13 protein-coding genes and 4 tRNA genes are annotated in these 13,849 nt (G+C 57.9%); 13 read left to right on the plus strand and 4 right to left on the minus strand.

Annotated elements, in window-relative coordinates; genetic code table 11:
- Nucleotides 1–2 precede the first annotated feature (2 nt).
- The 8 genes from fabG to ACYPYQ_RS09125 all read left to right on the plus strand — a co-directional run bounded on the left by fabG (nucleotide 3) and on the right by ACYPYQ_RS09125 (nucleotide 6,521).
- On the plus strand, nucleotides 3–746 hold the full coding sequence (gene fabG / locus ACYPYQ_RS09090) for a 3-oxoacyl-ACP reductase FabG (RefSeq protein ID WP_459723251.1): 744 nt from the start codon (nucleotides 3–5) through the stop codon (nucleotides 744–746).
- A 76-nt stretch (nucleotides 747–822) separates the two neighbouring features.
- Complete coding sequence (gene acpP / locus ACYPYQ_RS09095; protein ID WP_459723256.1) at nucleotides 823–1,059, plus strand: acyl carrier protein; 237 nt, start codon at nucleotides 823–825, stop codon at nucleotides 1,057–1,059.
- A 33-nt stretch (nucleotides 1,060–1,092) separates the two neighbouring features.
- Nucleotides 1,093–2,325, plus strand: a complete 1,233-nt coding sequence (gene fabF / locus ACYPYQ_RS09100) for a beta-ketoacyl-ACP synthase II (RefSeq protein ID WP_459723259.1) — start codon at nucleotides 1,093–1,095, stop codon at nucleotides 2,323–2,325.
- A gap of 14 nt (nucleotides 2,326–2,339) precedes the next feature.
- A complete protein-coding gene (pabC, locus tag ACYPYQ_RS09105; protein WP_459723262.1) occupies nucleotides 2,340–3,146 on the plus strand; it encodes an aminodeoxychorismate lyase in 807 nt (268 codons plus the stop codon).
- Nucleotides 3,130–4,137 (plus strand): endolytic transglycosylase MltG, encoded by a 1,008-nt coding sequence (gene mltG, locus ACYPYQ_RS09110; RefSeq protein WP_459723264.1) that lies wholly within the window; start codon nucleotides 3,130–3,132, stop codon nucleotides 4,135–4,137. Before pabC ends, mltG begins: the two co-directional genes overlap by 17 nt.
- Nucleotides 4,137–4,745 carry a dTMP kinase gene (gene tmk / locus ACYPYQ_RS09115; RefSeq protein WP_459723267.1) on the plus strand — a complete coding sequence of 203 codons (609 nt, stop codon included), beginning with the start codon at nucleotides 4,137–4,139 and terminating at the stop codon, nucleotides 4,743–4,745. Before mltG ends, tmk begins: the two co-directional genes overlap by 1 nt.
- Before the next feature lies 1 nt (nucleotide 4,746).
- Nucleotides 4,747–5,754, plus strand: a complete 1,008-nt coding sequence (holB, locus tag ACYPYQ_RS09120; protein WP_459723269.1) for a DNA polymerase III subunit delta' — start codon at nucleotides 4,747–4,749, stop codon at nucleotides 5,752–5,754.
- Nucleotides 5,755–5,756: 2 nt separating this feature from the next.
- Entirely contained in the window at nucleotides 5,757–6,521 is a 765-nt protein-coding gene (locus ACYPYQ_RS09125) for a TatD family hydrolase (protein WP_459723271.1), read from the plus strand.
- A gap of 133 nt (nucleotides 6,522–6,654) precedes the next feature.
- Here the strand turns inward: ACYPYQ_RS09125 and ACYPYQ_RS09130 are convergent.
- Nucleotides 6,655–6,729, minus strand: a tRNA-Val gene (locus ACYPYQ_RS09130).
- A 114-nt stretch (nucleotides 6,730–6,843) separates the two neighbouring features.
- Here ACYPYQ_RS09130 and gltX point away from each other — a divergent pair.
- From gltX to ACYPYQ_RS09150, 4 genes are all read left to right on the plus strand, one after another.
- Complete coding sequence (gene gltX, locus ACYPYQ_RS09135) at nucleotides 6,844–8,241, plus strand: glutamate--tRNA ligase (RefSeq protein ID WP_459723273.1); 1,398 nt, start codon at nucleotides 6,844–6,846, stop codon at nucleotides 8,239–8,241.
- Between the two features lie 65 nt (nucleotides 8,242–8,306).
- Nucleotides 8,307–8,382, plus strand: a tRNA-Ala gene (locus ACYPYQ_RS09140).
- Between the two features lie 20 nt (nucleotides 8,383–8,402).
- Nucleotides 8,403–8,478: transfer RNA gene (locus ACYPYQ_RS09145), tRNA-Glu, on the plus strand.
- Nucleotides 8,479–8,550: 72 nt separating this feature from the next.
- Nucleotides 8,551–8,626, plus strand: a tRNA-Glu gene (locus ACYPYQ_RS09150).
- A gap of 70 nt (nucleotides 8,627–8,696) precedes the next feature.
- Here the strand turns inward: ACYPYQ_RS09150 and ACYPYQ_RS09155 are convergent.
- The 3 genes from ACYPYQ_RS09155 to ACYPYQ_RS09165 are packed head-to-tail and all read right to left on the minus strand — an operon-like array spanning nucleotide 8,697 to nucleotide 11,619.
- Nucleotides 8,697–8,993 carry a DUF1840 domain-containing protein gene (locus ACYPYQ_RS09155; RefSeq protein ID WP_459723275.1) on the minus strand — a complete coding sequence of 99 codons (297 nt, stop codon included), beginning with the start codon at nucleotides 8,991–8,993 and terminating at the stop codon, nucleotides 8,697–8,699.
- 51 nt (nucleotides 8,994–9,044) lie between these two features.
- Nucleotides 9,045–9,260, minus strand: coding sequence for a DUF3820 family protein (locus ACYPYQ_RS09160; protein WP_459723277.1), 216 nt, complete (start codon nucleotides 9,258–9,260; stop codon nucleotides 9,045–9,047).
- A gap of 10 nt (nucleotides 9,261–9,270) precedes the next feature.
- A complete protein-coding gene (locus tag ACYPYQ_RS09165; protein ID WP_459723279.1) occupies nucleotides 9,271–11,619 on the minus strand; it encodes a Tex family protein in 2,349 nt (782 codons plus the stop codon).
- 551 nt (nucleotides 11,620–12,170) lie between these two features.
- On the opposite strand from ACYPYQ_RS09165, the gene ACYPYQ_RS09170 reads away from it, so the two are divergent.
- Nucleotides 12,171–13,817: a diguanylate cyclase gene (locus ACYPYQ_RS09170; RefSeq protein ID WP_459723281.1), complete on the plus strand. Its 1,647-nt coding sequence runs from the start codon at nucleotides 12,171–12,173 to the stop codon at nucleotides 13,815–13,817.
- The last annotated feature ends 32 nt before the right edge of the window (nucleotides 13,818–13,849 follow it).

Genomic DNA, 13,849 nt, shown 5'->3' on the forward strand with positions numbered 1-13,849 from the left:
TTATGACATTGCAAGGACAGATCGCCCTGGTTACCGGCGCATCGCGCGGCATCGGACAAGCTATCGCTCTGGAGCTGGGTAAGCAGGGAGCGACCGTGATCGGTACGGCCACCAGCGACAAAGGAGCTCAGACAATCAGCGAATATCTTGCCGTGGCGGGTGTGTCTGGTGCTGGTATGGCGCTGAATGTGAACGACGCTGCACAGATCGATCTGGTGCTGGACACCCTGCGCAAGCAATTCGGCGAAGTCACCATCCTGGTCAACAATGCAGGCATCACCAAGGACAACCTGCTGGCGCGCATGAGCGAAGAGGAGTGGGATGAAGTCTTGGCCACCAACCTTAAATCCGTGTTTCGCCTGTCCCGCGCAGTGCTGCGCGCGATGATGAAGGCACGTGCGGGCCGCATCATCAACATCTCATCGGTGGTGGGCAGCAGCGGCAATCCCGGCCAGACCAACTATTCAGCTTCCAAGGCTGGCATGGTCGGCTTCAGCAAATCACTGGCGCAGGAGATTGGCAGCCGCAACATCACCGTGAACTGCGTGGCACCGGGGTTCATCGACACTGACATGACGCAGGCGCTCGGCGACGAGCAGCGCGCCAAGCTGGTCGAGCATGTGCCGTTGAAACGGCTGGGGACACCAGAAGATATCGCAGCGGCAGTGGCATTCCTGGCGGGGCCGGGCGCTGCCTATATCACGGGAACAACAGTGCATGTCAATGGCGGCATGTACATGGAGTAAGCGGTAGTTTGGAATTCGGCGCGAGTTTGGTAGAATGCCCGCGTTTTTTATACATTAACTAAATGGGAGTATGACAATGTCCAACAACGAACAACGCGTTAGAAAAATCGTCGCAGAACAATTGGGCGTGAACGAGTCTGAGATCAAGAACGAATCGTCCTTTGTGAACGATCTGGGCGCAGACTCTTTGGACACGGTTGAACTGGTGATGGCGCTGGAAGAGGAATTCGGCGTTGAGATCCCTGACGAAGACGCAGAAAAGATCACTACCGTTCAGCAAGCGCTGGACTACGTCAACGCGCATTCCAAGTAATCCCTATCATCCAAAATATCATCGGAGTTCAGTTTGACTAAGCGAAGAGTCGTAGTGACCGGCCTCGGGGCGGTCACTCCCGTAGGTAACGGTGTCGCCGCAACATGGCAAAACATCGTGGCAGGCAAGTCCGGGATCACCCGGATCACACGATTCGATGCTTCCGCTCTGGCCAGCCAGATCGCTGGCGAAGTCAAGGATTTCGATGCGACGCAATATATCCCGGCGAAAGATGCCCGACGGATGGATAGATTCATCCACTTGGGCATGGCGGCCGGGATCGAGGCCTTCAAGGACAGCGGGATCGAGGTGACGGAAGCAAATGCCGATCGTATCGGTGTTTGCGTCAGTTCCGGTATCGGTGGTCTTCCTTCCATCGAAGAGACTCAAAACGAATATCTTGCCGGCGGTCCGCGCAAGATATCCCCATTCTTCATTGCCGGAACCATCATCAACATGATCTCCGGCAATCTCTCCATCATGTTCGGTCTGCGTGGTCCGAACTTCGCAGTGGTCTCTGCTTGTACTACTGGAACCCACAGCATCGGTGAAGCGATGCGCATGATCCAGTATGGCGATGCTGACGTGATGGTGGCCGGTGGTGCCGAATCGACCGTTTGCCCCTTGGCGGTAGGCGGTTTTGCTGCTTCGCGCGCGCTATCCACCCGCAATGACGATCCGGCTACAGCCAGCCGTCCGTGGGACAAGGATCGCGACGGTTTCGTGTTGGGCGAAGGCGCGGGAGTGCTGGTGCTTGAAGAGTATGAGCATGCCAAGGCGCGTGGTGCCAGAATCTATGCCGAGGTGGCCGGATACGGCATGAGTGCGGATGCCTATCACATCACAGCACCCAACATGGATGGTCCAAAGCGCAGCATGTTGAATGCGATGCGCGATGCGGGTGTCGGTGCAAGCGACGTGCAGTACGTCAATGCGCATGGAACATCTACTCCGCTCGGCGACAAGAACGAATCCGATGCCATCAAGGCGGCCTTCGGCGATCACGCCAAGAAGCTGGTAGTGAACTCCACCAAGTCGATGACCGGACACTTGCTGGGTGGTGCGGGCGGTATCGAATCCCTGTTCTCCGTGCTGGCGATCCATAACCAGATCTCGCCACCGACCATCAACATCTTCGAGCAGGACCCGGAATGCGATCTGGATTACTGCGCCAATACGGCGCGCGACATGAGGATCGATGTGGCGATGAACAACAACTTCGGTTTTGGCGGGACTAACGGCACCTTGGTGTTCCGTAAGGTCTGACTTCCTGGACCGTGATGCTGGTCAACGGCGAACCGGCTGATACCATTTCAGTAGCAGATCGAGGGCTTTCCTATGGCGACGGCGTGTTTCGAACACTCCGTGTCCAGCAGGGAAGCCCATTTTGCTGGGCGCGTCATTTCGGAAAGCTGCGCCACGATTGTCACGCCTTGCAGATCCCATGCCCCGGTGAGGATGTCGTGCTGCAGGAAATAGCGCAGCTGTCCGGGGCGGGAAGCGGTGTTGCCAAGATCATGGTGACCCGTGGGCTAGGGGAGCGCGGCTATGCGCCACCGTTACGCTCCAGTCCCACGCGCGTGGTCAGCTTCCACACGGCACCTGTGTATGACGCCACCTTCTATACAGACGGTATCAAACCCCATCTGTGCGACCTGAAGCTTTCCCGTCAACCGCGATTGGCGGGCATCAAGCATCTGAACCGACTGGAGAACGTCCTTGCAGCAGCCGAGTGTCAGGCCGCCGGCGCAGCCGAAGGGTTGCTGGAGGACGAAGCGGGTTTTGTAATATCCGGAACCCGTTCCAATGTGTTCGCGGTGAGCAACGGAAGATTGTCCACACCGGATCTGTCGGAAAACGGAGTGGCTGGCGTACAAAGGGATCGTGTGATCGCCTGGGCGGGATACCATGGTGTCTCATGCGCTGTGGCTCGATTGAATTTGAACGATCTGCTGCAAGCCGACGAGATATTTCTGGTGAACAGCGTGTTCGGCCTGTGGCCCGTCGCCAGAGTGCAAGATAAAGTCTTTAGTCAGCGGAAGATCTCGCTGGCGATCCAGTCGTGGTTGAATGATGCGCAGAACTAACACACTGAATGTAATCGGTTCCCTGTTCTTTGCCATGACTTTGGTTTTGGCATTTATTGGCTATCAGCTGTTTTCGAACCTGCCTTTGAACAATCTGCCGATCGAATTCAAGATCGAGGAGGGAGGGACTCTGGCGAATACGGCCGAAAAATTAAAACAGGCGGGTGTACTTCGGAGCGAAGGGTCTTTCTTGATGCTGGCTCGTGTGACCGGCAAGGCAAAGCGGATTAAGTTCGGTAATTATTATCTTGAACAACCTGTCTCGTTATTCGGCTTGCTGGAGATGCTCATAGAGGGCAGGACCGATCGGCGACAGATACAGGTCCGCATCATCGAGGGCACCACGTTCAAGGAATTCCGCAAGCTGGTTGATGCGCATCCAAAGATAAGTCATGACAGTGTGGGCATGAACGAAGTCGAGCTGCTGAAAAGCATAGGGGTGAGTGAAACTGCCGCCGAAGGTCTGTTTTTCCCTGACACCTACTTCTTTACGACCGGAGCCAGTGACTTGACCGTATACAGGCAAGCATATCAGACCATGAAACGCCATCTAGAGGCTGCTTGGCAGCAACGGGATCCCGGGAGTCCGCTCAAAACTCCATATGAAGCGCTGACACTGGCCTCCATTATTGAGAAAGAAACAGGCAAAGCCAGTGATCGCGCCATGATCGCCACCGTATTCCTGAATCGCTTGGCAAAACGCATGCGTTTGCAGACCGATCCGACTGTGATCTACGGCATGGGGGAAACCTTCGACGGTAACCTGCGCCGACGTGATCTGACTACTGATACGCCCTACAACACCTATACTCGCTATGGCTTGCCGCCCACGCCGATTGCATTGCCGGGCTTGGAGTCCATCCAGGCGGCCATGCATGCCCCGCTGGGCAAAGAGTTGTACTTCGTGGCAAAAGGAGATGGCAGTTCGCATTTCTCCCGTAGTCTGGTAGAGCATAACAAGGCAGTCAGACAATACCAATTGAAGAGATAATGAACAAAGCCAGATTCATCACATTCGAGGGCGTAGACGGGGCAGGGAAGAGCACCGGGCTGGAATGGTTCGCCAATGCCCTGCGCGAACGTGGTGTCGACCTGCTTGTAACGCGAGAACCGGGCGGTACGCCGCTGGGAGAGAAGCTGCGTGAGCTGGTGCTGCATGAATCGATGCATGCCGAGACCGAAGCCATGTTGATGTTCGCCTCGCGCCGCGAGCACGTGGAGCAGGTGATCCGTCCCGCGCTGCAGCGCGGGACATGGGTTATCTCGGACCGTTTCAGCGATGCCAGCTTTGCCTATCAGGGCGGTGGCAGGGGGGTGTCGGTCTCCAAGCTGGAGCAACTGGAACAGTGGACGCACGGCGACCTGCAGCCAGACCTTACCTTGTTGTTCGATATTCCCATCGAAGTGGCCAGAGAACGTTTGTCCAATAATGCGAGTCTGGATAAATTCGAGCGTGAACAAGGCGAGTTCTTCGACAAGGTACGTCAGGCATATCTGGCACGAGTCGCGAAAACTCCCGAACGATACGCTGTGATACGCGCTGAAAAGTCGCTGAAAGAAGTTCAGCTACAACTTTCGGATGTGCTTGCAGCACTCTGATATGAAACAACTATACCCGTGGCAATCTGAATCATGGCAAGCGCTGCACAACTTGCGTGGCAGGTTGCCGCATGCCGTGCTGCTGAAGGGCGCCCAGGGGATAGGAAAACTAGATCTGGCTTTGAGTTTCTCGCAGTCTTTGCTCTGTGATGCGCCGACAGCTCAAGGCATGGCATGCGGAAGTTGCGATGCTTGCCGCTGGTTCGAGCAGGAAAGCCACCCGGATTTCCGTCTGGTGCAACCGGATGCCTTGTCCAATTCCGATGAAGCAGAAGAAAAGTCGAGCAGCAAAAAGCCATCGCGTGAGATCTCGGTCGACCAGATACGCGCTTTGTCCGGCTTCGCCAATTTTTCTGCCCACCGCGGCGGTTATCGCGTCGTGGTCGTCTATCCCGCCGAAGCAATGAACAATAACGCAGCCAACTCCTTGCTCAAGACGCTGGAGGAGCCGACTGACAAGTTGCTGTTCCTGTTGGTCACACATAAGCCGCAACAACTGCTGCCTACCATCCTCAGTCGCTGTCTGGCATTCCCTGTCGCCACGCCTACCAGGGAAGCCGGTGCGACATGGCTGTCGCAACAGGGGGTAAAGAACCCGGCGCAAGCGTTGGCGCAAACCGGTTTCGCCCCGTTGCAGGCTCTGGATTGGGCAGAGTCTGGCGAGGGAGCCGAAGAGCGTGTTACCTTGCTGGAGGCGATCCGCCAGCCATCAAGGATGGACGCATTGGCACTGGCCGAAAAATTACAACGCGGGATCCCGGTACACATCATCCATTGCCTGCAGCAATGGAGCCATGATTTGACTTCGGCAAAACTGGCCGGGTCCGTTCGTTATTTTCCTGAGCGGTCGAATGAGTTGGAGAAATTGGCGCAAACTACCACCACGCAAGCCTTATTGAGGTTCCAGAAGGAATTGCAGGAGGCGCGCCGTGCTGCCTACCATCCGCTCAATCCCAGACTCTTCCTTGAGTCCCTTTTGATGTCCTATCGACAGCTATTTACTGCCTGAGCATGTTCATAGATTCCCATTGTCATTTAAATTTTCCGGGTTTGGTCGAGCAGCTCGATGAGCTGTTGGTCAATATGAAGGACAATCAGGTGAGCCACGCGCTGTGCGTGTCGGTCGAGTTGAGTAGTTTCCCCGCTGTATTGGCGCTGGCGGAGGCGCATGACAATCTGTATGCCTCCGTTGGCGTTCATCCCGACTATGAGCTGGACGAAGAGCCTGACCAGGCACAACTCGTAGCATTGGTCCAACATCCCAAAGTCATCGCGATCGGCGAAACCGGTCTGGACTATTACCGACTGACTGGCGACCTGGAATGGCAGCGAGTGCGGTTCCGCACCCATATTCGCGCTTCGCGCGAAAGCGGTAAGCCGCTCATCATCCACACCCGGTCGGCTGCGGACGATACATTGCGCATCATGGCTGAGGAAAAGGCCGGCGAGGTCGGAGGTGTGATGCATTGCTTCACCGAGAGCCTGGACGTTGCTAAAGCTGCTATCGATCTGGGCTTCTATATTTCGTTTTCCGGCATACTGACTTTCAAGAATGCGACCAGCATCAAAGAAGTCGCGCAGAAAATCCCGCTCGACAAGATTTTGATTGAGACGGATTCGCCATATCTGGCTCCGACACCGCATCGGGGCAAAACCAATCAGCCGGCTTTCGTGAAGCATGTCGCCGAGGAGATTGCCAGACTGCGCAATATCTCTGTTGACGAAGTTGGGCTGGCTACCAGCCACAACTTCAACAGACTGTTTAAATTGAGATAACGCCTCAAATCTGAGCATCCTGCCATTTCCCATATTCCTATTTATTGCGCATAATGTATATTATGTCAAACAAAGAAGTAGCGGGAAGCGGACAAAGAAAAAGCCAGCAAGGTAACTTGCTGGCTTTTCAATTTGGTGGGCGATACTGGGTTCGAACCAGTGACCCCTGCCGTGTGAAGGCAGTGCTCTACCGCTGAGCTAACCGCCCAATTCAGGGCGCGCATTTAATCACAGCCGCCCATACCGGTCAATTTGTTTCTCAGGCTAATCCAACGCTGTAGAATGCGCGCCTTCATAAAAAGTCTGAATCAGGAAAGCAACGATGACCGTCCGTACCCGTTTCGCTCCCAGTCCAACCGGCTATCTGCATATCGGTGGCGCGCGCACCGCGCTGTTCTCCTGGGCTTATGCACGCAAGCACGGCGGCACGTTTATCCTGCGCATCGAGGATACCGACGTCGAACGTTCTACACCGGAAGCGGTACAAGCCATTCTGGACGGCATGAACTGGCTGGGACTGAACTACGACGAAGGCCCGTTCTATCAGATGCAGCGCATGCCGCGCTATAAGGAAGTCATCCAGCAGATGTTGGCCTCTGGTAATGCTTATTATTGCTACACCACACCGGCCGAGTTGGAAGCCATGCGTGAAGCACAGCGTGCCCGTGGTGAAAAGCCGCGCTACGACGGTACCTGGCGTCCAGAACCTGGCAAGACCCTGCCCGCGATCCCGGCTGACGTCAAACCTGTGATCCGATTCAAGAACCCGACCGATGGCGTCGTGGGCTGGGACGACATGGTCAAGGGCCACATCGAATTCAGCAACACCGAGCTGGACGACCTGATCATCGCCCGTTCAGACGGCACACCGACCTATAACTTCTGTGTGGTGGTAGATGACTGGGATATGGGCATCACACAAGTCATCCGCGGCGACGACCATGTCAACAACACGCCGCGTCAGATCAATATCCTCAAAGCCTTGGGCGCTAACGTGCCCAGTTATGCCCACTTGTCCATGATCCTGGGCGACGACGGCACCAAACTTTCCAAGCGCCACGGTGCCGTCAGTGTCATGCAATATGATGAAGACGGCTATCTGCCCGAGGCGGTCATCAACTACCTCGCTCGCCTCGGCTGGTCGCATGGCGACGATGAAGTGTTCTCGGTAGATCAGTTCTGCCAGTGGTTCGATCTGGACCACATCACGCCGTCTGCGGCACAGTTCAACACCGAGAAGCTGAAATGGCTGAACAACCACTATATGAAGCAGATGGACAACGAGGCGCTGGCTGCCAAGGTACGCCCGCGTCTGGAAGCTCGCGACATCACAGTCGGCAACAGCCCCGCTCTCGCCTCTGTGGTCGGCTTATATAAGGAACGCGTCTCCACTTTGAACGAGTTGGCCGATGCTGCCGAAGTGTTCTATATCGACCTGCATCCCGATGCAGCCCTGATGGAGGCGCAACTCAGTGCGGAAGCCATTCCCGCATTGCGCGATTTCGCCGCCAGACTGGCAACCGCAACATGGGATGCGCCTTCCATCAGTGCCTTGATCAAGGAAGTCATCACGCAACACGGATTGAAGATGCCCAAGCTTGCCATGCCTTTGCGCGTGATGCTCACCGGTCAGACGCAGGCACCATCCGTCGATGCCTTGGTTGTATTGTTCCCGCGCGAGATGGTATTGCAGCGCATCGAGAAGAATCTCGCAAAATAACTGCCCCGGCGCTTTACAAGGCAAGGGGGCATCAATATAATGCGCGCTCTTTTCAGGGACCACCTGGGGGTATAGCTCAGCTGGGAGAGCGCTTGCATGGCATGCAAGAGGTCAGCGGTTCGATCCCGCTTACCTCCACCAAGAAAAGAAGCAGTACCGCAGTCCCCTTCGTCTAGAGGCCTAGGACACCGCCCTTTCACGGCGATAACACGAGTTCGAATCTCGTAGGGGACGCCAGTTACCGTTGCACAGTGTTTGCACAGAGGCAGTAAAAAATAGCCCTTCCGGGCTATTTTGTTTTAGAGCAAAGTCCCCTTCGTCTAGAGGCCTAGGACACCGCCCTTTCACGGCGATAACACGAGTTCGAATCTCGTAGGGGACGCCAATCCAGTTGCACCTCGCTTCGATCGAGCGACACACAAAAGCCCTGCGGGGCTTCATTGCTTTGCGCTCTCCTACTTCCAGCTTACAAACGCTTCCGCCTTGGCAGCGGCTTTCAGCAGTTCAATGAGCGGCAGTGCACGGTTCCTCAGGCTGACATTAGGCTCGTCCGCATCCTTGGCCGAAGTCGGCGCGGTGGCGGGCATGGCACTCACCGCAGCTGTCAAACGCTCCAGCGCCACAGGCACATCTTCGGCGCGGATCGCGCCGGGTACTGTAGCGCTGTGTCCCATCATCTTCAGCATGGCCAGACCGACATCCCCGAACATGGTGATATCGGCATAAGCCTCGGTAGTAAAGGTCACAAGCATATTGATACTCCCTCAATGAATGAACGCTCAAACGCGAGGTTCATTGTGCGCTCATTCCAGCTTGCGTAGCGGATCGAGCAAAGAAGAAAGACCGTTGTGATCCAGCTCATGCATCAGCGCCAGCAGCTGCCCCAGTTCCCCTTTCGGGAAACCGGTGCGCGCCATCCAGTTCAGATAGTTGCCCGGCAGGTCGGCGATCAACCGCCCCTGATACTTACCGTAAGGCATGGTGCGTGTGACCAGCGCTTGCAGGACTTCCGGCTTCACGCAGGTGCCTTTATCCCTTCAACTTCGCGAACGCCGCCGCCATCGCCCCCGCCGGCTCGGGCTGGCGTTGTTGCTGAGGCTTGTGCGGCTTGCCCGCATGGCGCTGGTCGCGCGGCGCATGCTGCGGCTCGGCCCTGCCCTGCCCCGGCGTGTCGGACATGCGCATGGTGAGCGCGATGCGCTTGCGCTTCACGTCCACCTCCAGCACCTTCACCTTCACCACCTGCCCCGCTTTCACCACGGTGTGCGGGTCTTTGACGAACTTGTCGGCCAACGCGGAGATGTGCACCAGACCATCCTGATGCACGCCGATGTCCACGAACGCGCCGAACGCGGCGACGTTGGTCACCACGCCTTCGAGGATCATGCCGGGCTCCAGGTCCTTCAGGTCTTCCACGCCTTCCTTGAAGCTGGCGGTGGTGAACTCGGGGCGCGGGTCGCGGCCCGGCTTCTCCAGTTCCTTGAGGATGTCGGAGATGGTGGGGATACCGAACTGCTCGTTCGCGTACTTCGAGGGGTTGAGCGAATGCAGCAGCTTGCCGTTGCCGATCACGCCCTTGATGTCCTGCTTGATGTCTTCGAGGATGCGCTGCACCAGCGGATACGACTCGGGGTGCACCGCCGAAGCATCGAGCGGGTCATTGCCGCCCATGATGCGCAAGAAGCCCGCCGCCTGCTCGAAGGTCTTGTCGCCCAGACGCGGCACTTCGCGCAGTTCGGCGCGGCTGGCGAACTTACCCTTGAGGTCGCGATGGTTGACGATGGCCTGCGCCACGCTGCTGGAGAGGCCGGAGACGCGCGCCAGCAGAGGCGCCGAGGCCGTGTTCACATCCACGCCCACCGCGTTCACGCAGTCTTCCACCACCGCATCCAGCGAGCGCGCCAGTTGCACCTGGCTCACGTCGTGCTGATACTGGCCCACACCGATGGATTTGGGATCAATCTTTACCAGCTCGGCCAGCGGGTCTTGCAGGCGGCGTGCGATGGACACCGCACCGCGCAGGCTCACATCCAGCTCCGGCAATTCGCGCGAGGCGAACTCCGATGCGGAATACACCGACGCGCCCGCTTCTGACACGACGATGCTGGTGAGCTTGAGTTCGGGATGCAGCTTGATGAGGTCGCGCGCCAGGCGGTCGGTCTCGCGCGATGCGGTGCCGTTGCCGATAGAGATGAGCGAGACCTTATGTTTCTGCGCCATCTGTGCCAAGATGGCGATGGACACATTCCAGTCATTGCGCGGCTGGTGCGGGTAGATGGTGGCGGTATCCACCACCTTCCCGGTCTCGTCCACCACCGCCACTTTCACGCCGGTGCGCAGGCCGGGGTCCAGCCCCATGGTGGCGCGCGGCCCGGCCGGTGCGGCCAGCAGCAGATCTTTCAGGTTGCGCGCGAACACGTTGATGGCCTCGGTCTCGGCCTTGCTGCGCAGCGCGCCCATCAGCTCGGTCTCCAGATGCATGAACATCTTTACGCGCCAAGTCCAGCGCACGGTGTCCAGCAGCCAGCGGTCGGCGGGACGGTTCATGTCCTTGATGTTGAAACGCGCCGCGATGCGCGCCTCGCACGGGTTGTGTGGTGAAGACCAGGTGGGTTTTTCTTTTTCCGTATCCAGCCGCAGTTCCACGCTCAGCATCTCCTCGCGGCGACCGCGGAACACCGCCAACGCGCGATGCGAAGGGATGGTGTTGATGGATTCGGCGTAATCGAAATAGTCGGCGTATTTCTCCGCCGCCTCGTTCTTGCCCTCGATGACTTTGGATTGCACCACCCCGTGCTGCTGTACATATTCGCGCAGAGCTTGCAGCAAGACGGCATCCTCGGCAAAGCGCTCCATCAATATCTGTCGCGCGCCATCCAGCGCCGCCTTGGCATCCGCCACGCCGGGGTTGGCATCGCCCGCCGCGCTGGTGAAAGGTTCGCGCAGATACTTGGCCGCCTCCTCTTCCGGGTTAAGCGTCGGATTCGCCAGCAGCGCATTCGCCAATGGCTCTAGCCCCGCCTCCAGAGCGATCTGCGCCTTGGTGCGGCGCTTGGGCTTGTAGGGCAGATACAGGTCTTCCAGGTGCGTCTTGTCGGTGACCAGCGACACCGCCTGCAACAGCTCCGGCGTCATCTTGCCCTGCTCAGTGATGGAAGCGATGATCGCCGCGCGGCGCTCTTCCAACTCGCGCAGATAACGCAACCGCTCTTCCAGCATACGCAGTTGCGTGTCATCCAAGCCCCCCGTCGCTTCCTTGCGGTAGCGAGCGATAAAAGGGACGGTCGCGCCCTCGTCCAGCAGGGCGATGGCGGCGGCGATCTGGGACGGCTTTGCGGATATTTCGGTGGCGAGGCGTTGTTCGATGGGTGGGAGCATTTATTGACCTGCAGATTAAATAGCCCTCTTTCTTTCGAGGGCTAATGGGTTATTGCGGGGCTGGATTATGCCAATTCAGGAAAAATACTTAAAGGCGAATTCCCTCGCATGAATGACGGAGCCATGGGTTCTGAAAATAAAAAAATCTTCGGAACTTTATTAGCGAATGCTTATCTACGGCAACAGTAACGAGAGTTACTTCACGTTTCTCCTCCCTGAGCGTGAGGTCTTGACTTCCCCCTTAGTTGAGACCTTTGCCCCTGTCCTGAAAAGGATGGGGGCATTTTTTTCCGGCACCAGACTTCAGAGTCGGAGCATCCATCCCTAAAGAATCGATGCCTGACTGCTCAGGCCCTCCTCTTCAGCAGGCCAGAATATATAGGCCGCTGTCACGACTGCATCGGAGTGTCTGCGGTGCTAAGATGCGGCGCGCTGAAGTGGTTCTTTCAGTACGTGTCACATCGGCTTCATCCTGGATAGGGTTTCCGTTGAACACTTTGACTGCCAGCTTCTTGAAGCTGCTGCTCCTTTATTTGCTTTGCGTAGCGCCCTTGGCGAAGGCGGCGGACGCTTTTCGCCTGTCGGAAGTGCCGACGGGTTCGCTCGGCCTCTATGCGGTACAGCTGGTCGAGGGGGATGTCGCGCTGGAACTGGACGAGGCGCTGTCGCAGTTGCGGTCGGGTGCCTTCAAGCCGGTTACGATGGCGGTGCCCGATTTCGGCATCGGCTCCAGACCGGTGTGGTTACATCTGTCGCTGGAGAACGATACGCGCGAGGTGCAGCCGCGCATGTTGCAGGCGGGCGTGACCTGGCTGGACCGGCTGGATGTGTATGTGATGCATGCGGACGGCAGCCGCCATGCGGTGCATACCGGGGATGAACTGCCCGATGCGCCGGGGCTGATGCCGGGCATGGGTTATGTGCTGCCGTTGCAGTTGCCGCCGGGGCGCAGCGAGGTGCTGCTGCGGGTGGCGTCGGTCGATCCGATGGCGTTGCCGCTGGAGCTGATGACGCCGGAGGTCTACGCATCCCATCGCTTGCAGTTCGGTTATTTCTACGGATTCTTCTTCGGCTTCATGATCGCGCTGGGAGCCTACAACCTGTTGCTGTACACCGGGACGCGTGAGCGCAGCTATCTTTATTATGCGCTGGCGCTGCTGAGCGTCCTGTTCTGCAATGTGGCTTACACCGGGCATGGCGCGGGCTGGCTGTGGCCGCAGTCCACGGGTTTCCAGCGCTATGTGATCCTGGTCTCCATGGTGGTCTATAACGCGTTCGGATTGTTGTTCGCTTCGCGTTTCCTGATGCTGGCGCAGTATCTGCCCCGCACCCAGCGCGTGGTGTGCTGGAGCATGGGGCTCTCCCTCGGCGGCATGCTGCTCGCTCTGTTGCTGGGCAGCCAGTTGCTGGCCGGGCTGCTGGCTTTCGTGAGCATGAGCTCTTTCACTGCTGGCATGTTCGTGCTGGGTCTGGTCAGCGTCTGGCGGCAGCGGCCGTCGGCGCGCTATTTCCTGTTCGCCACCTTCTTCGGCATGCTGGGCGTCGGGCTTACCGCATTGTCGGTGTGGGGCAAGATCCCGCTCAACATGCTCACTTTCCATGCGGCCGAGATCGGTCTGCTGATTGAGGCGACCCTGCTGGCGCTGGCCCTCGCGCACTGGATGCGCCAGCACCGCGAAGCGCGCTATCTGGCGGAACAGGTGGCGCGGCAGGATGCGCTGACGCAGCTGAACAACCGGCGTGCGTTCCAGGAGGCGGCGCAGCCGCTGGTGGATACGGCGACGCGGCATGACCGGCCGCTGAGCCTTGCGGTGATGGACATCGACCATTTCAAATCCATCAACGACCGTTACGGGCACAAGACCGGCGACGAGGCGCTGGTGGCAGTGGCCAACATGCTGAAACGGATGTCGCGCAGCAGCGATGTGGTGGCGCGTTGGGGCGGCGAGGAGTTCGTGCTGCTGTTGCCTGAGACCGGCTTGCAGCAGGCGGTGAACCATGCCGAGCGTCTGCGGCGGGCGGTGAGCGAGTTGCGTATCCCCGCTGGCGACGGTGTGTTGTCGATGACGGCCAGCTTCGGTATTGCGACGCGCAGTGCGGAGATGGTGCTGGAAGAACTGATCCATGAGGCAGACATGCAACTCTACCAAGCGAAACAGACCGGTCGAGATCGCGTCTGCAGTACACCCATGCCTTGAATCCGGGTGGCACCCTCCTTCATTTTCCGTCT

The organism is Sideroxyarcus sp. TK5, from assembly GCF_054601595.1.